General features: G+C 68.1%; 19 protein-coding genes and 1 tRNA gene. 11 read left to right on the top strand and 9 right to left on the bottom strand.

The annotated features are described in order from the left end of the window. Nucleotides 1-56: 56 nt before the first annotated feature. The 8 genes from ACOZ38_RS00100 to rpmH form a co-directional block, all read right to left on the bottom strand. Nucleotides 57-1022: a ParB/RepB/Spo0J family partition protein gene (locus ACOZ38_RS00100; protein WP_424527755.1), complete on the bottom strand. Its 966-nt coding sequence runs from the start codon at nucleotides 1020-1022 to the stop codon at nucleotides 57-59. Between the two features lie 141 nt (nucleotides 1023-1163). Then, on the bottom strand, nucleotides 1164-1979 hold the full coding sequence (locus tag ACOZ38_RS00095) for a ParA family protein (RefSeq protein WP_424527753.1): 816 nt from the start codon (nucleotides 1977-1979) through the stop codon (nucleotides 1164-1166). A gap of 257 nt (nucleotides 1980-2236) precedes the next feature. Then, nucleotides 2237-2926 carry a 16S rRNA (guanine(527)-N(7))-methyltransferase RsmG gene (gene rsmG / locus ACOZ38_RS00090; protein WP_405142859.1) on the bottom strand — a complete coding sequence of 230 codons (690 nt, stop codon included), beginning with the start codon at nucleotides 2924-2926 and terminating at the stop codon, nucleotides 2237-2239. 415 nt (nucleotides 2927-3341) lie between these two features. After that, on the bottom strand, nucleotides 3342-3842 hold the full coding sequence (locus tag ACOZ38_RS00085) for a protein jag (RefSeq protein WP_405142858.1): 501 nt from the start codon (nucleotides 3840-3842) through the stop codon (nucleotides 3342-3344). 27 nt (nucleotides 3843-3869) lie between these two features. Continuing rightward, nucleotides 3870-4829, bottom strand: coding sequence for a membrane protein insertase YidC (gene yidC, locus ACOZ38_RS00080; RefSeq protein WP_424527750.1), 960 nt, complete (start codon nucleotides 4827-4829; stop codon nucleotides 3870-3872). Between the two features lie 4 nt (nucleotides 4830-4833). After that, on the bottom strand, nucleotides 4834-5067 hold the full coding sequence (gene yidD, locus ACOZ38_RS00075; RefSeq protein ID WP_405152201.1) for a membrane protein insertion efficiency factor YidD: 234 nt from the start codon (nucleotides 5065-5067) through the stop codon (nucleotides 4834-4836). Between the two features lie 119 nt (nucleotides 5068-5186). Further along, nucleotides 5187-5558, bottom strand: coding sequence for a ribonuclease P protein component (gene rnpA, locus ACOZ38_RS00070; protein ID WP_405142856.1), 372 nt, complete (start codon nucleotides 5556-5558; stop codon nucleotides 5187-5189). 121 nt (nucleotides 5559-5679) lie between these two features. After that, on the bottom strand, nucleotides 5680-5817 hold the full coding sequence (gene rpmH / locus ACOZ38_RS00065) for a 50S ribosomal protein L34 (RefSeq protein ID WP_010849920.1): 138 nt from the start codon (nucleotides 5815-5817) through the stop codon (nucleotides 5680-5682). 559 nt (nucleotides 5818-6376) lie between these two features. On the opposite strand from rpmH, the gene dnaA reads away from it, so the two are divergent. The 9 genes from dnaA (at nucleotide 6377) to ACOZ38_RS00020 (ending at nucleotide 19283) form a co-directional block, all read left to right on the top strand. After that, the gene (gene dnaA / locus ACOZ38_RS00060) at nucleotides 6377-8374 is read left to right on the top strand and encodes a chromosomal replication initiator protein DnaA (RefSeq protein WP_424527745.1); all 1998 of its coding nucleotides are present in this window, start codon (nucleotides 6377-6379) and stop codon (nucleotides 8372-8374) included. A gap of 593 nt (nucleotides 8375-8967) precedes the next feature. Beyond that, the gene (gene dnaN, locus ACOZ38_RS00055) at nucleotides 8968-10104 is read left to right on the top strand and encodes a DNA polymerase III subunit beta (protein ID WP_424527743.1); all 1137 of its coding nucleotides are present in this window, start codon (nucleotides 8968-8970) and stop codon (nucleotides 10102-10104) included. Nucleotides 10105-10189: 85 nt separating this feature from the next. Beyond that, nucleotides 10190-11143, top strand: coding sequence for a phosphogluconate dehydrogenase (NAD(+)-dependent, decarboxylating) (gene gnd / locus ACOZ38_RS00050; protein WP_424527741.1), 954 nt, complete (start codon nucleotides 10190-10192; stop codon nucleotides 11141-11143). Nucleotides 11144-11338: 195 nt separating this feature from the next. Beyond that, entirely contained in the window at nucleotides 11339-12568 is a 1230-nt protein-coding gene (recF, locus tag ACOZ38_RS00045; RefSeq protein ID WP_424527739.1) for a DNA replication/repair protein RecF, read from the top strand. After that, the gene (locus tag ACOZ38_RS00040) at nucleotides 12558-13076 is read left to right on the top strand and encodes a DUF721 domain-containing protein (protein WP_424527737.1); all 519 of its coding nucleotides are present in this window, start codon (nucleotides 12558-12560) and stop codon (nucleotides 13074-13076) included. Before recF ends, ACOZ38_RS00040 begins: the two co-directional genes overlap by 11 nt. A 344-nt stretch (nucleotides 13077-13420) precedes the next feature. Then, nucleotides 13421-15364 carry a DNA topoisomerase (ATP-hydrolyzing) subunit B gene (gene gyrB, locus ACOZ38_RS00035; RefSeq protein WP_424527735.1) on the top strand — a complete coding sequence of 648 codons (1944 nt, stop codon included), beginning with the start codon at nucleotides 13421-13423 and terminating at the stop codon, nucleotides 15362-15364. 42 nt (nucleotides 15365-15406) lie between these two features. Beyond that, complete coding sequence (gyrA, locus tag ACOZ38_RS00030; protein WP_424527733.1) at nucleotides 15407-17908, top strand: DNA gyrase subunit A; 2502 nt, start codon at nucleotides 15407-15409, stop codon at nucleotides 17906-17908. Between the two features lie 209 nt (nucleotides 17909-18117). Then, nucleotides 18118-19011, top strand: a complete 894-nt coding sequence (locus tag ACOZ38_RS00025) for a DUF3566 domain-containing protein (protein WP_424527731.1) — start codon at nucleotides 18118-18120, stop codon at nucleotides 19009-19011. A 195-nt stretch (nucleotides 19012-19206) separates the two neighbouring features. After that, nucleotides 19207-19283, top strand: a tRNA-Ile gene (locus ACOZ38_RS00020). Nucleotides 19284-19361: 78 nt separating this feature from the next. On the opposite strand, the gene ACOZ38_RS00015 is transcribed toward ACOZ38_RS00020, so the two are convergent. Further along, nucleotides 19362-20123, bottom strand: a complete 762-nt coding sequence (locus tag ACOZ38_RS00015) for a tyrosine-type recombinase/integrase (protein WP_424527729.1) — start codon at nucleotides 20121-20123, stop codon at nucleotides 19362-19364. 70 nt (nucleotides 20124-20193) lie between these two features. Here ACOZ38_RS00015 and ACOZ38_RS00010 point away from each other — a divergent pair, with 70 nt between their 5' ends. Then, nucleotides 20194-20577, top strand: coding sequence for a hypothetical protein (locus tag ACOZ38_RS00010; RefSeq protein WP_424527727.1), 384 nt, complete (start codon nucleotides 20194-20196; stop codon nucleotides 20575-20577). Beyond that, complete coding sequence (locus ACOZ38_RS00005; RefSeq protein WP_424527725.1) at nucleotides 20574-20921, top strand: hypothetical protein; 348 nt, start codon at nucleotides 20574-20576, stop codon at nucleotides 20919-20921. The genes ACOZ38_RS00010 and ACOZ38_RS00005 overlap by 4 nt, the downstream gene beginning before the upstream one ends. Nucleotides 20922-21075: the final 154 nt, after the last annotated feature.

Genomic DNA, 21075 nt, shown 5'->3' with positions numbered 1-21075 from the left:
GCTAGGGGCTGGGCGCTGTTTCACGTGAAACAGCGCCCAGCCCCTGATTGCTTCGCTCAGTCGTCCAGGGCGCGGATGGAGGTGGCCGCGCCGGGGGCCATCGCGCCGATGATGCGCTCAAGGTCGTCCATGGTGGCGAACTCGACGACGATGCGGCCCTTGTGCCGGCCGAGGTCGACCTTCACCCGGGTCTCGAAGTGATCGGAAAGCCGGGTGGCGAGGTGCACGAGCGCGGGCTCAGGTGCGTCCTTGGCACGGCGCGTCTTGGGAGCGGGGGCGGCGGTCGCCTCCCCCATCGACACGATCTCCTCCACGGTCCGCACGGAGAGGCCCTCGGCGAAGATGCGGGCGGCGAGACGCTCCTGCGCCGCAGGGTCGCTGAGACCCAGCAGTGCCCTGGCGTGGCCCGCGCTGATCGTGCCGGCCGCGACCTTGAGCTGGACGTTGGCGGGGAGGTTGAGAAGGCGCAGCGTGTTGCTGATGTGCGAGCGGGAGCGCCCGACGCGCTGGGCGAGCTGCTCGTGGGTCGCGCCGAAGTCGTCCAGGAGCTGCCGGTAGGCCGCGGCCTCCTCCAGCGCGTTGAGCTGTTCCCGCTGGAGGTTCTCGATGAGGGCGTCGCGGAGCAGCTCGTCGTCCTGGGTGCTCCGGACGATCGCCGGGATCTCCTTGAGGTCGAGCAGCTGGGAGGCCCGCCAGCGCCGCTCCCCCATGATGAGCTCGTAGCGTCCCCCGCCCACCGAGCGCACCACGATGGGCTGGAGGAGCCCCACCTCGCGGATCGAGTCGGCGAGCTCGCGTAGAGCGTCCTCGTCGAAGATCTCTCTGGGCTGCCGGGGGTTCCGGGTGATCGCTTCGAGGGGGATCTCCATGAAATAGGCACCCGCGACCGGCCTCAGCCCGTCGTCAAGTGCCGGCGAGGTCTCCGGCGCCGCTCCCGTCGCAGCCGGAACCTCGACGATCGGCCCGGTGGGGATCAGGGCTCCGAGTCCCTTCCCCAGTCCACCACGCCTCTGCTGGGCCACGAATCCTCCTCGCCGACAACCCGCTCGCAGGGAGACGGCCACCATCGGCGCCGTCTCTGCCCGCCGCGTCCTAATTGATCCTGACGTTCCGATCGAACCCGGCGCGGGACACTCCCAGGAGAGTACCGCTGCCGGGCGGGGTCAGCTTCCCGCCATCGCCGCGGCGCGGAAGGCGATCTCCCTCGCCGCCTCCATGTACGCCATGGCGCCGCTGGAGCCCGCGTCGTAGGTCAGTACGGACTGGCCGTAGCTGGGCGCCTCGGACACCCGGACGCTGCGGGGGATCACCGTGCTGAGCACCGTGTCGCCGAAGTGCGAGCGGACCTCGTCGGCCACCTGCGAGGCGAGCCGCGTGCGGCCGTCGTACATCGTGAGCAGGATGGTGGAGACCCGGAGCACCTGGTTCAGGTGCACCCGGACCAGCTCCACGTTCTGGAGGAGCTGGCTGACCCCCTCCAGCGCGTAGTACTCGCACTGGATCGGGATCAGCACCTCCTCCGCCGCGACCATGGCGTTCACGGTCAGCAGCCCGAGCGAGGGCGGGCAGTCGATGATGATGTAGTCGAGCTCGATCGCGTCGAAGGCCTCCAGGGCTCGCTTGAGCCTGGCCTCCCTGGCGACCAGTGACACGAGCTCGATCTCGGCGCCGGCCAGGCCGATGGTCGCCGGCGCGCAGTAGAGGTTCGGCATGTCGGGAACCGGGCTGACGATCTCCCCCAGCGCGAGATCCTCGACCAGCACCTGGTAGACCGAGGGGATGTCGCCCCGGTGCTCCACGGACAGCGCAGTCGACGCGTTGCCCTGCGGGTCCAGGTCGACCACGAGCACTCGCTGGCCGTGCATCGACAGCCCGGCAGCGAGGTTCACCGCCGTCGTGGTCTTGCCGACGCCGCCCTTCTGGTTGGCGATGGTGATGATGCGCTGTTTCGGGGGCCGTGGCCAGTCACCCTCCTGCATGGGGGAGCTATAGCCGACGGAAGCGGCGGCCACGGGAGCGGATGGAGCTGTTTCACGTGAAACCACTGAGCTGAGCGCCTCTCGGACCAGCGGCGAATCGCCGGGGTTAAGGGGGGGCTGTGACACGGTCGTCGTCCTTTCAACCGGCGTGGCAGCAGCAGGGGAAGAAGGCCAGCCGAGACCCGAAGGCCGTCCGCCGGAAACGGAGACATGACTGACCGGCCAGCCAAGGCCGCCTGCCGCATCCGGCATAACCGTCACCTCTTCCGTCGGCGCCGCGTACCCTGCGCAACTCGAGCTGGCGAGTGTCCGGCGACCACCCGGACGAGAGTCGCGGGCGGATCGACCTTACCGCGCCCGACCGTGACAAGCTCGGCAGTCTCAGCACCATAAGCCCGCAATTGCCGCGCGGCGGCGTCGAGTTCCTCGGCCGCGCGCTCTCCCTTCATCGCCAGGAGCTGGCCACCCTCCCGGAGGAGGGGCATCGACCACGCCAGAAGGCGGTCAAGCGGCGCCACGGCACGGGCCGAGGCCACATCGAAGAATTGCTTCCCCGCCAGCTCCTCGGCGCGACCGCGCACCACCTCCACGTTGGTCAACTTCAGCTCGTCCACGCACTCCTCCAGGAACGTCGTCCTGCGGAGCAGCGGCTCCAGGAGGGTCACCCGCACGTCGGGACGCACGATCGCCAGGACGATGCCGGGAAGGCCCGCGCCGGAGCCGATGTCGACGAGGTGGGCGCCCTCGGGCACCGCCTCGGCCACCACCGCGCAGTTCAGCAGGTGCCGGTCCCAGATGCGGGGGATCTCCCTCGGCCCGAGAAGCCCTCTCACAACTCCGGGGCCGGCCAGCATTTCCGCGAACGCCTGGGCCCGGGGCCAGGCCTCTCCGGTGAAAACCTCGCGCGCCACAGCGGGCGCGTCGGGCAGCTCGTCGCTTTCCGCCATCACTCACTCAACTAGAACGGTCACAACATCTCCGCGTAAGGGTAGCCGTCCCGGCACTCCTCCCTGCTTACGACGCGTCGGGCCGTACCACCTGGAGCCATATGTCCGGTCCCCCACCGGGCCGCCGAACCGCAAGCCGTACGGGCTCCGTACCTGCGAAGGGGGGCCCAGAGGAACGCCCAGCAGCACGATGGAAACGCACGGGCAATGGGCGGCTCAAGAAAAGTACGAGATTCCGGAAACGGGGGAGTGCCTGCGCCATACGGCGCGGCGGAACCGCTACAACGGAAGTGACGCATCGGAAGCCCATCCTCGACCTTGACGGGGAGAGCCTGGAACGCCGAAGGGCCGCCGATCCAGTGGATCGGCGGCCCGTAATTCCGAGATCTGGGACCCGGTCCCGCAGGCGGCGGCGCTACACGGGCAGGACCACGACGAAGCGCTCGGGCTCCTCGCCCTCGGACTCGCTCCTCAGCCCCGCGGCCGCGACGGCGTCGTGCACGATCTTGCGCTCGAACGGCGTCATCGGCTGGAGGGACTTCGCCTCTCCAGAGCGCTTGACGTCCTCGGCGGCCTTGGCGCCGAGCTTGCTCAGCTCCACTCGCCGGCCCTGGCGGTAGCCGGCGACATCGAGCATCAGGCGCGACCGCTCGCCCGTACGGCGGTGCACGGCGAGACGCGTGAGCTCCTGCAGCGCCTCCAGCACCTCACCGTTGGCGCCGACCAGGTCGCTCCCCTTGATGTCAACGACGGACACGAGGGCGCGGTCGCCTTCGACGTCCATGTCGATGTCGCCGTCGAGGTCGGCGATGTCCAGCAGCCCTTCGAGGTAGTCGGCCGCGATCTCACCTTCCTGTTCGAGGGCGGCGATGTCGGGCGCGGCCTGGGGGGCCTGCTCCTCGTTGACTTCGGTCACGTCCGGACTCTCCTTCAAGACAACCGGCTACGGCTTCTTAGTACCTGTGCGCTTGCTGCGCGGCTGCCGGGTGGGCTGCTGGCGGATGACCTTCTGCTCGGGCTCGGGCGGCGGAGCGTCTTCCGGCTCCTTCGCCGCCTTGCTCGGCAGGATCTTGCTCAACAGCCCTGGCTTGGGCTCGGGCTCCACCACGTTGCCCTTGGCGTCGACGACCGGCATCGGATGCCGACTGTAGAACCAGTGTTGCTGACCGAGGGTCCACAGGTTGGTGGTGACCCAGTAAAGGATAAGCCCGAGCGCGAAGTTCAAGCTGAAGATCGCGAACAGCGGCGAGATGTACATCAGGATCTTCTGCTGCTGCGCCATGGGGTTGTCCGGCATCTGCGCCATCGACCGGGTGACGCTCTGGCGCACCGTGAGGAAGGTCGTGGTCGAGCTGATCGCCACGAAGATGCCCAGGACGATCTTCGTGAGGATGGGGTCGGCGCCCAGGGCGTGGATCTCGTTGGCACTGGTGAAGAACGTCGCGGGGATCGGCGCCCCGAAGATGTGCCCGGCACGCGCGCTGTCCACGAGCTGCTGGGTCATGCCGTGGGCGGCCTTGTCCTCGGCGATCGCCCTCAGCACGGTGAACACGGAGATGAAGATCGGGAACTGCGCCACCACGGGGAGGCAGCCACCGAGGGGGTTGGCTCCCCCCTCCTGGTAGACCTTCATGACCTCCTGGTTCATGCGCTGCTTGTCGTTCTTGTACCGCTTGCGAAGCTCCTGCACCTTGGGGGCGAGCTCCTGCATCTTCTTCGACGAGCGCATCTGCTTGAGGAAGAGCGGGAAGATCAGCAGACGCATCAGCACGGTCAGCGTGATGATGGTGAGGGCCCAGTTCAGCCCGTTGTCTGGGGGGATGATGACGCTGTAAGCCGCGTGAATCCAGGCGATCACCGTAGCGACCGCTGTATACAGCGGCTCCAGGAATGACAGCTCCACCGAGCTAGCTCCCTTGCGTTTCGTCGTGGGACCGGACCGGGCGCGGAGGCACCGGGTCGTAACCTCCCGGGTGGAAGGGGTGGCAACGCCCGATTCGCCTGGCGGTCAGCCAGAGCCCCCGCAGCGCACCGTGGACGGCGATCGCTTCGAGTCCGTAGGCACTGCAGGATGGTTCGAAGCGGCATCGCGGCCCAAGGAGGGGGCTTATGAAGGCTCGATAGAACCTGATCGGGAGCATGAGGGCTCGGGCCGCCGGAGAGACCTGCGTGGTCTGCTGCCGCGTGCTCGCGGACGCGCTCGGCGGAAGGAGGCTCGCTCCGCCCGCGTCCCGCTCTCTCGCCCCCGGGTCACCGCTGTTCATGCCTGTCCATCCGTCGCGGCCGGACGATCGGATCGTCGCCCAGGCACCCGTCGCCCGATCAAACGATCCAGCGCGACGTCGAGCTCGGCGGCGAGGTGCTCGCTTCGCGCGGACGCCGCCTGTGGATTGGCGCGTACAACAAGCAGGCTACCTCGCGGTAGGGAGTGCAGGCGGTGGCGCATCAGGTGCCTCAGCCGGCGCTTGACGCGGTTCCTGACGACCGCGCCGCCGACGGCCTTGCTGACCACGAACCCCACAAGGGGAGGGTCCTGAGGATTGCCTCGCGTGCTCAGGTGGGCGACCAAGGTGGGGCGTCCAGCGCGCTTTCCTCCGCGGATAGCGCTCGCGAACTCCTCGCCACGGCGCATACGGGAAGCGGACGGCAGCACGAGTGGACCTGCTTTCTGACGGACACGGGCCCGGGTACGGCTATCGCCCGCCGGTCAGTTCCGACGGGCGAGGAAACCACGCACCGGGCGCTCCGCGCTGTCAGGCGGACAGCTCCGCGCGGCCCTTGCGGCGGCGGGCGGCGAGGATCGCACGGCCGGCCCGCGTGCGCATGCGCAGCCGGAAGCCGTGGGTCTTCGCGCGGCGACGGTTGTTCGGCTGGAAAGTACGCTTGCTCACGAGTGGGCTCCAGGCTTGAGTTCACCCGCACACGGTGCGAGCGATTGACACACAGGGCAAGGCCTATCGAATGCGTGGGCACGCCAAAGTGCCGTCGCGCGACAAGCCGACCGTCGTACGTTACGGGGCGAACAGGCCAAAGGTCAAACCGGAACGGCCGGACGGCATGCCCGCCCAAGGTTATCCACTATTCCACAGCCCCTGTTTCCACCGCCGCCACGTCATCCACAGTATGTGCACCATGCCTCCCCCAACCAGCCACTAGGCTGTGGACAACGTCTTGAACAGGGATGTGCACAACGCTACTGTCGGCCCTCCAGACCTTTCCCCTCCATCTCATCGATGTGCTTGTACGCACGTCTGAGTGTTGTGGACACTGTGTGGATCGTATGTGGACAGGGTGTGGACCCCTTGTGGACCGCCGAAAGGAGCCTGCGGACAACGCTGTGGGGACAGCCGCGAGGCCCGGCGCCGACGGAGCTTGCTCCGGCAGGCGTTCATGTGGATAACGAATCGCGGCGAGCGTGCGGGGGCCGCGTAAGGGAGGAGGGGCCGACCAATGGATGGCGTCGACCTCGGCCCGTTGTGGGCCCGAGCGCTGGAGAGCTTCGCCGAAGGAAGCGTCCCGCCTCAGCAGCGCGCGTGGCTCAACATGACCCGCCCTTTCGGCCTGGTCAACGACACGATCATCCTCGCGGCGCCGAACGACTTCGCCAAGGACGTCCTTGAGACCAAGCTCCGCCCCCTGATCGCGCAGGCGCTCTCCCAGGAGTTCGGCCGTCCGATGCGGGTGGCCGTCATGGTCGACCCGATGGCCGGCGCGGGTGACGACCCGGCCCCGAGGCCGGACGGATATCCCCAGGCGTCCCCAGCCGGTTATCCCCATGGTGGACAACCGCAGCCCGGGTACGGACAGCCTGGCAGGCAAGGCCCCATGGGCCAGCAGCCCTTTCCCGACCAGGGGTCGTCCACCGACTATCCACAGGCTCGGCCACAGGCGCAGCCTTACTCCTATTCCTATGGGGGCAACTCCGAGGAGCCCTATCCGGCCGGTCCGGGAGGGCCCTCCCAGCCTTTTCCACAGGACGGCTACCAGGGCCAGGAGAGCTACCCCGCTCAGCCGGGGCTGGGAGGCCAGGAGCAGCCCCAGTCCTCCCAGCAGGAAGCGCCGCCTTCCCAGCAGTACTCCCGCGGCGACGGGTCGCAGCCCTTTCAGCGCGGCGACGCCGCGCAGTCCTTTCCCCGTGGCGACACCCAGCAGCAGTACCCCCGCGGTGAGACGCCCCAGCCGTTCCCGCGCGGCGAGTCCCAGCAGCCGTTCCCCCGTGGCGAGTCTCCTCAGTCGTACTCACGGGGCGACGCGTCGCAGCCGTACCCCCAGCAGACCGGGGGATACGGCGGGCAATCCCCGTATTCCGGCAGGCCAGAGAGCCAGCCACCGCGCCCGCGGCAGGAGTCGGAGAGCTACGACCGCCCTGTGCAGAACCGCTGGGACAGCCGCGGCGGCAAGCCCAGCGAGCCCGCCAGGCTGAATCCCAAGTACACCTTCGAGACCTTCGTCATCGGCGCGTCGAACCGCTTCGCGCACGCGGCCGCCGTCGCGGTCGCCGAGGCGCCGGCCAAGGCGTACAACCCGCTGTTCATCTACGGCGACTCGGGGCTGGGCAAGACCCACCTGCTCCACGCGATCGGGCACTACGCGCAGCGGCTGTACGACGGGGCCCGCGTGCGATATGTCAGCTCCGAGGAGTTCACGAACGACTTCATCAACTCGATCCGCGACCACAAGGCCGACGGGTTCCGCGCCCGATACCGCGCGGTCGACATCCTGCTTGTGGACGACATCCAGTTCCTGGAGGGCAAGGAGCAGACGCAGGAGGAGTTCTTCCACACCTTCAACACGCTCCACAACGCCAACAAGCAGATCGTCATCTCCAGCGACCGGGCGCCCAAGCAGCTGGTGACCCTGGAGGACCGGCTCCGCAATCGCTTCGAGTGGGGGCTGATCACCGACGTCCAGCCGCCCGAGCTGGAGACGCGCATCGCGATCCTCCGCAAGAAGGCGATCCAGGAAGGCCTCGCGGCACCCGGTGACGTGCTCGAATACATCGCGAGCAAGATCTCCACCAACATCCGCGAGCTGGAGGGCGCGCTCATCCGCGTCACGGCCTTCGCGAGCCTCAACCGCCAGTCGGTCGACCTCCAGCTCGCCGAGGTCGTCCTGAAGGACCTCATCACCGAGGACTCCAGCACCGAGATCACGATCGCCACGATCATGGCGCAGACGGCGGCCTACTTCGGGCTGTCGATCGACGACCTCTGCGGCAGCTCCCGCTCGCGTGTGCTGGTGACGGCCCGCCAGATCGCCATGTACCTGGCCAGAGAGCTCACCGACCTGTCGCTCCCCAAGATCGGCCAGCAGTTCGGCGGGCGCGACCACACGACAGTCATGCACGCCGAACGCAAGATCCGCTCACTGATGGCCGAGCGCAGGTCGATGTACAACCAGGTCACAGAGCTGACGAACCGCATCAAGCAGAACTCTCGCAACGCCTGATGATCCACAGCCTGTGGATATCTCTGTGGATCAGGGCACAGTGCCGGTGAATACCGGGAATACCGCCCGAGAAGCGCGACCAAGCAAGCGAACGGCCGGTTCGAGCCGCTTCGGCGCCTGGGGACAACTCTGGGGACATCTTGGGGAAGACCTGGGGACTACCGGTGGACGACCTGGGGACGCCCTGTGGGTAGGGTCTGAAGGCGACCCGGAGCACTGCTCTTACCCCGTGGATAACCGGTGGAAACCTCGTGGATGACCGGTGGATGAAGACCCCCCAAACTGGGGACGGCCTGTGTGTAACGCTCGGTTGTCCCCAGGCGCGGCTCGGAAATGCACCGCCCACCCACAGGGCCGGTGGACAAAAAACAGTCGCTGACCTGCGAAGACATTGGACTTCCACAGTATCCACCCCCCCTAATGAGATGACCTGTATCTCTCTCTACTAAGAACTCAAGACCCATAGAAGGGTTCTGGCCGTCCTCCCGTGCGGGAGGGTGAACACTTGAATCAACGGCGCGGAGCAGTCGAGCCGGGATGAAGACCGCGATCAAGACGATCAAGACAGCAGAAATAACAGGAGGCGGATCCACGTGATGTTCCGTGTCGACCGAGACGTGCTCGCAGAGGCGGTCGCGTGGACCGCACGCAGCCTGCCCGCGAGGCCGTCCGTGCCGGTGCTCGCCGGCATGCGGCTGGAGGTCACCGACCAGCAGCAGCTCAAGCTCTCGGGTTTCGACTACGAGGTCTCCGCCGAGGTGACCCTGGAGCTGCAGACCGGTGACCCCGGCCTGGTGCTCGTCTCCGGCCGCCTGCTCGCCGAGATCACCCGCGCGCTTCCCGCACAGCCTGTGGACTTCCTGGTCGAGGGCGCCAAGGCCGTCGTCACGTGTGGAAGCGCCAGGTTCACCCTGTTGACGATGCCCGCCGAGGACTACCCCTCGCTGCCCGCGATGCCCCCCGCCGCGGGCCGGGTCGGCAGCGACATCTTCTCCTCCGCCGTAGCCCAGGTCGCCGTCGCCGCGGGCAAGGACGACACGCTGCCCATGCTCACCGGTGTCCGCATGGAGATCGAGGGCGACACCGTGACCCTCGCCGCGACCGACCGCTACCGGCTGGCCGTCCGCGAGCTCAAGTGGCAGCCTGACCAGCCCGACTTCTCGTCCATCGCGATGATCCCCGGCAGGACCCTCGCCGACACGGCCAAGTCGCTGACGACGGGCGCCGAGGTCGAGATCGCGCTCAGCTCCACTGGTGGCACCGGCGAAGGCATGATCGGGTTCTCCAGTGCGGGCCGCCGCACCACCACCCGGCTCCTCGACCCCGAGTTCCCGAAGTACCGCTCGCTGCTGCCCACGGAGTTCTCCGCCCACGCCGACCTCGCGACCGCGGCCTTCGTCGAGGCGGTCAAGCGCGTCGCGCTGGTGGCCGAGCGCAACACCCCGGTGCGCCTGGCCTTCCACGGGGGCGAGGTCGTGCTCGAGGCCGGCAGCGGCGACGAGGCGCAGGCGGTCGAGGTGCTCCCGGTCGAGTTCGAGGGCGACGACATCAACATCGCCTTCAACCACCAGTTCCTGCTCGAAGGCCTCGGCGCGATCGACTCCGACGTGGCCCGCCTGCAGTTCACCACGTCGACCAAGCCCGCCATCCTCACCGGTGGCAAGCCTGTGGACGACGGCATCACGCCCGACTACCGCTACCTCATCATGCCCATTCGCCTGTCCAGCTAGGATCCCGTCGTCCGCCTGATTGGACCCGGCGGGGCGGGGTACGGCGCGTGCGTCGCGTCGTGGATGATGGAGACCTTCACGAGGGGTGGCTGGGATGCAGATCGGCATGGTCGGGCTGGGCAAGATGGGCGGGAACATGGCCGAGCGGCTCCGCCGCGCCGGTCATGACGTGGTCGGCTACGACCGCGACCCGAAGACCAGCGACGTCGGCAGCCTGCAGGAGCTCGTCGAGCGGCTCCAGGCCCCCCGCGTGGTCTGGGTCATGGTCCCGGCCGGCGAGCCCACCAGGGCGACGATCGAGGAGCTCGGCAAGCTGCTCTCCGAGGGCGACATCGTCGTCGACGGCGGCAACTCCCACTACCTCGACGACAAGAAGCACGCCGATCAGCTCAAGGTCAAGGGCATCGGGTTCGTCGACGTCGGCGTGAGCGGCGGGGTCTGGGGTCTTGAGAACGGCTATGCCCTGATGGTCGGCGGCGACCCCGAGTACGTCCAGCGGCTCATGCCGATCTTCGAGGCGCTCAAGCCCGAGGGCGAGGACGGCTTCGTCCACGCGGGCACCGTCGGCGCCGGCCACTTCGCCAAGATGGTCCACAACGGCATCGAATACGGCATCATGCAGTCGTTCGCCGAGGGCTGGGAGCTGCTGGAGGCCACCGACATCGTCACCGACGTGCCGGGCGCGTTCAGGAGCTGGCGCACCGGCACGGTGATCCGCTCGTGGCTGCTCGACCTGCTGGTCCGCGCGCTCGACGACGACGCCGACCTGTCCGAGCTCAAGGGCTACGCCGAGGACTCCGGCGAGGGCCGCTGGACCGTCCAGGCCGCCGTGGACCACGCGGTGCCCCTGCCGGCCATCACGGCCGCGCTGTACGCCCGCTTCGCCTCGCGGCAGGAGGACTCCCCCGCGATGAAGATGGTCGCGGCCCTGCGCAACCAGTTCGGCGGCCACGCCGTCTCCTCCGTCGAGGGCCAGCACGCCAAGGGCGCCGACGCTCCCGGCGCCGACGTCACACCTCCCGTGGAGGCGCAGCGCTGACGGTCGCGCCCTGAGCGTCCCGGGACCTTGCGCCTGGGGGGTCTATTGTGCCTGCGCGTCTGAACGTTGCCCTCGGGCCGCCTGGGCCTCTCCTGGGTGTCTCTGAGCCGGCGCCCGATGCTGCCCACGGAACTGATTTGGCGTCGGATGCCGGTTGTGCAGATGTTGTCGTAGTGGCCCACTAACCTTCGTGGGGTGCATGTCGCCCATCTGTCGCTGACCGACTTCCGGTCCTACTCCGCCGTGGAGCTGGCCCTGGAGCCGGGGGTGACGGCGCTCGTCGGCCCCAACGGGCAGGGCAAGACCAATCTGGTCGAGGCCTTGGGCTATGTGGCGACGCTCGGCAGCTTCCGCGTCGCCACCGACGCCCCGCTCGTGCGGCAGGGCGCCGCGCGGGCCATCGTCCGTTCCGTGGTGGTCCGCGACGACCGCCGCGCGCTGGTCGAGATCGAGATCAACCCCGGCCGGGCCAACCGCGCCAGGCTCAACCGCTCACCGGTCCCACGGCCGCGCGACGTCCTCGGCCTGCTCCGCACGGTGCTGTTCGCCCCCGAGGACCTCGCGCTCGTGAAGGGCGACCCCGCCGATCGGCGCAGGTTCCTCGACGATCTGCTGGTCGCCCGCGCGCCCCGCTTCGCCGGCGTACGGGCTGACTACGACCGGGTGCTCAAGCAGCGCGGCGCCCTGTTGCGCAGCGCCATGCAGGCCAGGCCAGGGCGACGGCAGAGCCCCCGCCGCCAGGAGGCGGAGGCGGGGTTCTCCGCGGCCGGCGCCGGTGACGCGCTCAGCACGCTGGAGGTCTGGGACGCCCATCTGGCCCGCCACGGCGCTGAGCTGCTCGCCGCGCGGCTGGAGCTCGTCCAGGCGCTGCGCCCGCTCGTGGCCAAGGCGTACGCCCTGCTGGCCCCCTCGTCGGCCCCCGCCGACATGGAGTACCGCGACTCGCTGTCCACAGAGGCGGGGGAGCCTCGGGAGTTCATGACTCCCCCGCCGTCCACAGCCACGGGGGCGGCCGTGGTCGACCGCGCGGCGCTGGAGGAGGCGCTGCGCGCGAGCCTGATCGAGGTGCGGCAGGCAGAGCTCGAGCGCGGTGTGACCCTCGTCGGGCCGCACCGCGACGACCTGCTGCTGCGTCTCGGCGAGCTGCCCGCGCGCGGCTACGCCAGCCACGGCGAGTCGTGGTCGTTCGCGCTGGCGCTGCGCCTCGCCGCGTACGACCTGCTCAGGGCTGAGGGCGGCGACCCCGTGCTCATCCTCGACGACGTGTTCGCCGAGCTCGACAGCCGCAGGCGCCGCAGCCTGGCCGACATCGTGGCGCCCGCCGAGCAGGTCCTGATCACCGCGGCCGTGCCGGAGGACGTCCCGGCCCAGCTCGTCGGCGCCCGGTTCGACGTCGCGGAAGGGAGCGTCACCCGTGTCAGGTGAGCCGTCCGGAGTCCAGTCCCCCGACGTCGTCGCGGCGCGCGGGGCCGCCATGGCGCGCGAGAAGCTCGCCCAGGCGAAGGCCGACGCGGCCAGGCGGGGGCAGCTCCCCCGCCGCGAGCCCCGCCGCCGGGCCGCGGTTCGGCGCGACGCCGGTGATCCGCAGCTTTTCGGCCGTGCCATTCGCGACCTGCTCGCCGACCGGGGGTGGGAGCAGCCGCTGGCCGTCGGAGGGGTGTTCGGGCGCTGGCACGAGATCGTCGGGCCCGATCTGGCGCTCCACACCAAGCCCGAGACCTTCGCCGACGGAGAGGTGCTGGTCGTCGCCGACTCCACGGCGTGGGCGACCCAGGTGCGCCTGCTGGCGTCCACGCTGGTCAGACGCCTGAACGAAGAGCTCGGCGACGGCACGGTGCGCCGGGTGAAGGTGCGCGGCCCGCAGAACGGGCCGCGGCCGTCGGGCGGGCTCAGGGTGACCGGCAGCCGCGGCCCGGGGGACACCTACGGCTGAGCCGGGCCTCACAGCATCGCCCGACCAGCGAAATGAGGGGGAGACCCCCGGGGAAACCGATCAGAATCACGTTGGCGGTTGTGACCCCCTTCCTCGTGGGGGGATGCTCAAGAGCACATTCAACGCCCGACAGGCCATCACAGCGGCCGTCAATGCCACCTGATGCGCTTCTGACCGGTAGAATGAAATCGGATTCCGGACACGTCCGCATGCGAGTCACCCCCGGCTGCGCGCCGATCTCCCTGGGTGGTCGCATCGAGGCACTCACGACGGTGACGGGCACGGCAGGGGCAGCCGATTGTTGGTCTCTCCTGCCGCGTGTCCGCGGCAGGAGGATTTCGCACTTGTCCTACGACGCTAGCTCAATCACCGTTCTCGAAGGACTTGAGGCGGTTCGTAAGCGCCCTGGTATGTACATCGGCTCGACGGGCGAGCGTGGTCTCCACCACCTCGTGCAAGAGGTTGTGGACAACTCCGTCGACGAGGCACTCGCGGGGCACGCCGATCACATCGAGGTCACCCTCCTCGCCGACAACGGCGTCCGGGTAGTGGACAACGGCCGCGGCATCCCTGTCGGCATCGTCCCGGGCGAGCAGCGCCCGGCCGTCGAGGTCGTCCTCACCGTCCTCCACGCGGGCGGCAAGTTCGACAGCAAGTCCTATGCCGTCTCCGGCGGTCTGCACGGCGTGGGCGTGTCGGTGGTCAACGCGCTGTCCACCCGCCTTGAGGTCGAGATCAAGACCGACGGCCACCACTGGCGGCAGTCGTACGTCGAGAGCAAGCCGACCGGTCCCCTGGTCAAGGGCGAGCCCACCGAGGAGACCGGCACCTCGATCACTTTCTGGGCCGACGGCACCATCTTCGAGACCACGACCTGGAACTTCGAGACGCTGTCGCGCAGACTCCAGGAGATGGCCTTCCTGAACAAGGGCCTGTCGATCGTCCTGCGCGACGAGCGGCCCGACCACGTCAACGGCGAGCCCCACGTGGTCACCTATCACTACGAGGGCGGCATCTCCGACTTCGTCAAGCACATCAACTCCAAGAAGGAGCCCGTCCACAGCTCGGTCATCGACTTCGAGGCCGAGGGCGACGGCATCTCCGTCGAGATCGCCATGCAGTGGAACGCCTCCTACAGCGAGTCGGTCTACACCTTCGCCAACACCATCAACACCGCCGAGGGCGGCACCCACGAGGAGGGCTTCCGCGCCGCGCTGACGACCATCGTCAACCGCTACGCCCGGGAGCAGAAGTTCCTCAAGGAGGGCAAGGACGACAACCTCACCGGGGACGACATCCGTGAGGGCCTGACCGCCATCATCTCGGTGAAGCTGGCCGACCCGCAGTTCGAAGGCCAGACCAAGACCAAGCTCGGCAACACCGAGGCCAAGTCGTTCGTGCAGAAGGCCTGCAACGACTCCATCCGCGACTGGTTCGAGCGGAACCCCGGCGAGGCCAAGGAGATCCTGAGCAAGTCCCTGCAGGCCTCCCGCGCCCGCATCGCCGCGCGCCAGGCCCGTGACCTCACCCGGCGCAAGTCGCTGCTGGAGGCCGGCTCGGGCCTGCCGGGCAAGCTGGCCGACTGCCAGTGGACCGAGCCGGAGAAGTGCGAGCTCTACATCGTCGAGGGCGACTCGGCCGGCGGCTCGGCCAAGGGCGGCCGCGATCCCAAGTTCCAGGCGATCCTCCCGATCCGCGGCAAGATCCTCAACGTCGAGAAGGCCCGCATCGACCGGGTCCTCAAGAACAACGAGGTCCAGGCGCTGATCACCGCCCTCGGCACCGGTGTGCACGCCGAGTTCGACATCCAGAAGCTCCGCTACCACAAGCTCATCCTGATGGCGGACGCCGACGTCGACGGTCAGCACATCACCACGCTGCTGCTGACGCTGCTTTTCCGCTTCATGCGGCCCCTGATCGAGGCGGGCCACGTCTACCTTTCCCAGCCCCCGCTCTACAAGATCAAGTGGGACAGGAAGGGCGAGGACGCCAGCTACGCCTACTCCGACCGCGAGCGGGACTCCATCATCCAGAGCGGCATCGACGCGGGCAGGCGCGACCCGCGCCAGCACGACGGTGTCCAGCGCTTCAAGGGTCTGGGCGAGATGAACGCCTCGCAGCTCTGGGAGACCACGATGAACCCGGCGACCCGGGTTCTTCTTCAGGTCACCCTCGACGACGCGGCCCAGGCCGATGAGATGTTCACCGTGCTGATGGGTGAGGACGTCGAGGCACGCAGATCGTTCATCATCAGAAACGCACGGGATGTCCGATTCCTGGACGTGTAGCGGCAGCCGTAGAGACTCATCTTCCAAAAGGACATACCACTCGTGACCGAAGTGAACATCCCGCCGGGACCTCCCGCTGACCGCATCGAACCCGTCGACATCCAGTCCGAGATGCAGCGCAGCTACATGGACTACGCGATGTCGGTCATCGTGTCGCGGGCGCTGCCCGACGTGCGTGACGGCCTGAAGCCCGTGCACCGGCGTGTTCTCTACGCCATGTACGACGGCGGCTACCGGCCCGACCGTGGATATTTCAAGTGCTCCCGCGTCGTCGGCGACGTGATGGGCTCCTACCACCCGCACGGCGACGCGTCGATCTACGACACCGTCGTACGTCTGGCGCAGCCCTGGGCGCTGCGCTACACGCTGGTCGACGGCCAGGGCAACTTCGGCTCGCCCGGCAACGACCCCGCCGCCGCCATGCGGTACACCGAGTGCCGGCTCGCGCCGATCGCCATGGAGATGCTCCGTGACATCGACAAGGAGACCGTCGACTTCCAGCCCAACTACGACGGGCGCTCCCAGGAGCCGATCGTCCTGCCCGCGAGGTTCCCGAACCTCCTGGTCAACGGTGCCGCCGGCATCGCGGTCGGTATGGCGACCAACATCCCGCCGCACAACCTGCGCGAGGTCGCCGAGGGCGTCACCTGGTGCCTGCAGAACCCCGAGGCCACCGACGAGGAGCTCCTCGAGGCGCTGATTGCCCGGGTCAAGGGCCCCGACTTCCCCACCGGCGCGCTGATCGTCGGCCGCCGTGGCATCGACGACGCCTACCGCACCGGGCGCGGGTCGATCACCATGCGGGCGATCGTCGAGGTCGAAGAGGACGCCAAGGGCCGGCAGAACCTCGTCGTCACGGCACTGCCTTACCAGGTGAACCCCGACAACCTGGCGCTGACCATCGCCGAGCTGGTGAAGGACGGCAAGGTCACCGGCATCGCCGACGTGCGGGACGAGACCTCCTCGCGCACCGGCCAGCGCCTCGTGATCGTCCTGAAGCGCGACGCCGTCGCCAAGGTCGTGCTGAACAACCTCTACAAGCACACCCAGCTCCAGACGACCTTCGGTGCCAACATGCTGGCCCTGGTCGACGGCGTGCCGAGGACGCTGCGCCTCGACCAGTTCGTCAAGTACTACGTGGCCCACCAGATCGAGGTCGTGGTCCGGCGCACCCGCTACCTGCTGCGCAAGGCCCAGGAGCGCGCCCACATCCTGAGCGGTCTGCTCAAGGCCATGGACCGCATGGACGAGGTCATCGCGCTGATCCGCAGGTCGCCCTCCGCGGCGCAGGCGGTCGGCGGGCTGATCGAGCTGCTGGAGATCGACGAGATCCAGGCGCAGGCCATCCTCGACATGCAGCTGCGCAAGCTGGCCGCGCTGGAGCGCCAGCAGATCGTCGACGAGTACGAGTCGCTGATGGCGCAGATCGCCGAATACCAGGCGATCCTGGCCTCCGAGCCTCGGCAGCGGCAGATCGTGTCCGACGAGCTCGGCGACATCGTCGGCAAGTTCGGCGACGAGCGCAAGACCGAGATCATCGCCTACGACGGCGACATGTCCATCGAGGACCTCATCGCCGAGGAGGACATGGTCGTCACGATCACCCGTGGCGGCTACGCCAAGCGCACCAAGACCGACCTCTACCGCGCGCAGAAGCGCGGCGGCAAGGGCGTTCGCGGCGCGCAGCTCCGGCAGGACGACATCGTCGAGCACTTCTTCGTGACGACGACCCACCACTGGCTGCTGTTCTTCACCAACAAGGGCCGCGTCTACCGGATCAAGGCGTACGAGTTCCCCGACGCCGGCCGGGACGCGCGCGGGCAGCACCTGGCGAACCTTCTGGCGATGCAGCCCGACGAGCACGTCATGGAGATTCTCGACCTTCGTGACTACCAGGTCTCGCCCTACCTCGTGCTGGCTACCCGCAGCGGCCTGGTGAAGAAGACCCGGCTCTCGGAGTACGACTCCCCCAGGTCGGGTGGCCTGATCGCGATCAACCTCCGCGAGGACGACGAGGTCATCGCCGCCAAGCTCGTCTCGGAGGAGGACGACATCCTGCTGGTGTCGCGAGGCGCCAAGTCCATCCGCTTCACCGCCTCCGACGAGGCACTGCGCCCGATGGGCCGCGCGACCAGCGGTGTCATCGGCATGCGGTTCCTCGACGGCGACGAGCTGCTGGCGATGAACGTCCTCAGTGACGGCGCCGACGTGCTTATCGCGACCGAAGGCGGGTATGCGAAGCGGACGCCGGCGGATCAATATCCCGTTCAAGGTAGGGGCGGGCAAGGTGTGCTAACTGCGAAGATTGTCAGTGCTCGTGGCAAGCTGGTCGGAGCAGTAATGGTGAGTCCCGAGGACGAGGTGTTCGCTATCACCTCCGCAGGCGGGGTGATCCGCACCAGCGCGGGCGAGATCAAGCAGTCCGGCCGCCAGACCATGGGAGTGCGCCTGATGAACCTCTCGGAGGGAGACAGCGTGGTTGCCCTCGCCCGCAACGCCGAAGCGCTGGACAGCGAGGACAACGGGGGAGAGGACGAGGAATGAGCCCTCAGGTCAACTCCGGAGGTTCCGGTAATTCCGGTAAACCGCCCGGCACTTCGGCAAATCGCAAGCGGAACCCGCCCAAGGGGGTCCGCCCTGCCTCCTCGGTGAACTCCTCCACTCGCAACCAGGTGACGGAGAGCGTGAACACCTCGGAAAGTACGGGCAAGGCGCGACCTCCTGCCGGCCCGAGTGATGACAGGGTTGTCGTCGTGTCCAGTGACAATGACGCGGTGACCCCTGCCGGCGACGGTGAGAACGGAGACGCGACCCTGCGCATCCGCTCCTCGTCCGTTCCCGACAACTCCTGGTCGCCATCTCCCGAAGGTCCGGGCGGCGGCCCGACCAGGCCCGCACAGAAGCCCCCGGCCCCGCCTTCCGGGTCGCCGGCGGGCCCGTCGGCCGCTCCGCGCCCCGGTTCGGACGTCGACCCGAGGCCCGGCGCCAGGCCGGGCTCCGGTGGCGGCGCGAGGCCCGGTTCGGCTCCGCAGCCCCGCCCTGACGGCGCTCCGAGGCCCGGTGCCGATGGCGGTCCCCGGCCGGGTTCCGGCGGCGCTCTGCACCCCGGTCCCGGCGGTGCTCCGCAGCCCGGTCCCGGCTCCCGTCCTGGGAAGCCCGCTTCGGGTCCCGGTTCCAAGCAGGGCGGGTTCGGGGCCGTGTCGGCCCTGTCCACCCCGGAGCCGGCCCTCGGCCGCACCGAGCAGCGCGACAAGCCCTCGCCGATGAAGGCTCCCCGCAAGGCCCACCTGGTGCTGCGCAGGATCGAGCCCTGGTCGGCGATGAAGTTCAGCTTCGTCGTCTCGCTCGTCTGCTTCGTGGTGCTGTTCGTGGCCGTCGCCGTCCTGTACGGCGTGCTGTCGGCGCTCGGTGTCTTCGACTCCATCGTGAACACCGTGACGCAGCTCACCGTTCCCGACGGGAAGACGACCAGCGGCATCGACATCAAGTCGTGGTTCGAGCCCGTACGGATCCTCGGCTACACCGCCCTGCTCGGCGCGGTGAACGTCGTCCTGATCACCGCGCTCTCCACGCTCGGGTCCGTCATCTACAACGTCGCCTCCGACCTGGTGGGCGGCGTCGAAGTGACCTTCAGCGAGGCCGAATAGCCCCGCAGATGCCGTTGAGGGCTCGGCCAGGCGCCCTCAACGGCATCCCTCGCATCACCCTGCTCCCTGGCATCAGACGATAACGAGTGCATCCCGTTGGCGCGGGCGGCCTCAGAGCACGGTAAGCTTTTCCGTGTCAGAGAGACGGTTCGCTTCCGCTCCGCGGGGGCGATAGTCTTCTCTGCGCCGCACAGCGGGGCTATAGCTCAGACGGTTAGAGCGCTTCCCTGATAAGGAAGAGGTCCCAGGTTCAAGTCCTGGTAGCCCCACCAGCCAGCTTAGAGGCCCTTTTCGGAGTGATCCGGAGGGGGCCTTTTTCATGGTCATGCGTCGGAGACGCGTCAAGATCGCTAATTCCCCTCCGCTGACGCACGCCTCCCCCACGACTCCCTGATCTTGGCGTGGGCGTCCGGCTGCAGGTGCGCGTAACGCTGCGTAGTCGCGAACGACTCATGGCCGAGGAGCGCCTGGACGTCGTACAGCGGCACGCCGTCCTGGACCAACCGCGACGCGGCGGTGTGCCGAGTGATGCGCGGCGGGAACCGGCGGATGCGGTGCGCCAGCTCATCGCAGAACGCGCCGCACTTCCCGGGGACGAAGAAGCTGTGTCGCAACTCCCGAGGCGTCCATTCCGCCGGATCGATATCGGTCCTCTTGAGGATCACCCGGAACGCACGACGGACGTTGCCGGCGTCCAATTCGGTGCCGTATCGCGTGGCGAAGACGAGGTCGTTCTCCTGCCACAGATCCCCGGCTTTCTCGCGCGCCAGAGCTTGCGACTCGCGATGAGCCTTGAGCGCTTCCACGCACATCTTGGGCAACGCCAGCGTCCGGCGAGACTTCTCCGTCTTTGTGTCTCCCCCGACGCGCACCGAATGCCACACCATGATCGATGGAGGCACCGGGGGATCGTCATCCGGACGGCCGTCCAGGTGCACATGCGACCAGGTGAGTGCCCGCAACTCCTCCGTCCTGGCACCGATGAGGAGCGACACCACGAGGTAGGCGTACAGGGTCGTGCCCTCCGCCGCCTTGAGCACCGAGGCAGCCTGGTCGAGCGTGAGGGACTTCGACGGCCGCCCTTTCTTGCCCTTCGGGATCTCGCACAGCATCACCGCCAGCAGCCATTCTGACTGGCTAGCCTGTGCTCAAGGGGTAAGCAGATCTGCTCGGAGGCGACCCATGAGGCGTAGGAGCCCGCAGGAGAAGAAGCGGCTGAGCTACGCCAAGGATCGCCGTAATGACTATGGCGAGAACGACAAGAGTTCTCGTAAGAACATTCCCCGGAACAAGAGGGCACCCCATCGGGCCAACCGGCACCGCGCGGCCCAGGTACTCGAAGCGGCCAGAGGCGCTGTGGACGAAGTCGCCGAGGCGGCCGTGGAAGAGCGCCTGCTGAGCAGGCGGCCGAAGTCCTGGAAGAAGTACCCTGACGCCCCTCTTGGAGAGGTCGTGCAGCAAACCCTCGCCAGGCGCATGGGGCTCGGGGTCGAAAGCCAGGAACGCGGCGAAGCACGTATACAGCGCATACGTCGGCGACTGCGGCAGCTCGGAATCCACGCGTGAGCAACCTCACCGGTCTGGCGCCTATCGAGCATTTCGTGCTGGAGGAAGCGGACACGGACGCCCTGTTATGGGAGCTTGCGGCGACCTTGACGCACAACGGGACCCAAGATGAGCGCATCGAAGCAGTGCCGCTTCTTGCTGATGCGCTTATGTCTCTGGCAGGCTACGGCCTGGTGGAGGTGCACACCTTTCCTGCGTGGCCCACCGATCCGAGCGAGGCTGTCCTCATCCCTCTCGATCGGCTTGCCGATGTAGTTCGTGATGTGGATAACTGGCTATGGCGTGACGAGTTCACCGCGCTGATAGTCGTCACCCTGACTGATGCCGGCGGTGCGTGGTTGTGATGGTACGGCCGAGGAATGCGGTGGGCCTGCCGGGTGCCGGGTGAGTGACACTGAGTGACAGCGGGGGCGCACACCGCTGGACTTGCATGAACGTTCCGGGACAGTTCTCGCAGCTCAGCGCCTACAGCAGTACAAGTGACCGAATGCTGATCAT

It is taken from the genome of Sphaerisporangium viridialbum, assembly GCF_049674955.1.
Classification (GTDB): Bacteria; Actinomycetota; Actinomycetes; order Streptosporangiales; family Streptosporangiaceae; genus Sphaerisporangium; species Sphaerisporangium viridialbum.
Note: the sequence above shows the minus strand (reverse complement) of the source record. Positions and strands in the feature narration are given on the sequence as shown.

What these genes read in the sequence shown, in the direction of transcription:
- ACOZ38_RS00095 (WP_424527753.1), bottom strand. Translation starts at nt 1,979, where the DNA reads ATGCAGGAGGGTGACTGGCCACGGCCCCCGAAACAGCGCATCATCACC.
- rsmG (WP_405142859.1), bottom strand. Translation starts at nt 2,926, where the DNA reads ATGGCGGAAAGCGACGAGCTGCCCGACGCGCCCGCTGTGGCGCGCGAG.
- yidD (WP_405152201.1), bottom strand. Translation starts at nt 5,067, where the DNA reads ATGCTCCCGATCAGGTTCTATCGAGCCTTCATAAGCCCCCTCCTTGGG.
- rnpA (WP_405142856.1), bottom strand. Translation starts at nt 5,558, where the DNA reads ATGCGCCGTGGCGAGGAGTTCGCGAGCGCTATCCGCGGAGGAAAGCGC.
- dnaA (WP_424527745.1), top strand. Translation starts at nt 6,377, where the DNA reads ATGGATGGCGTCGACCTCGGCCCGTTGTGGGCCCGAGCGCTGGAGAGC.
- ACOZ38_RS00015 (WP_424527729.1), bottom strand. Translation starts at nt 20,123, where the DNA reads ATGCTGTGCGAGATCCCGAAGGGCAAGAAAGGGCGGCCGTCGAAGTCC.
- ACOZ38_RS00010 (WP_424527727.1), top strand. Translation starts at nt 20,194, where the DNA reads ATGAGGCGTAGGAGCCCGCAGGAGAAGAAGCGGCTGAGCTACGCCAAG.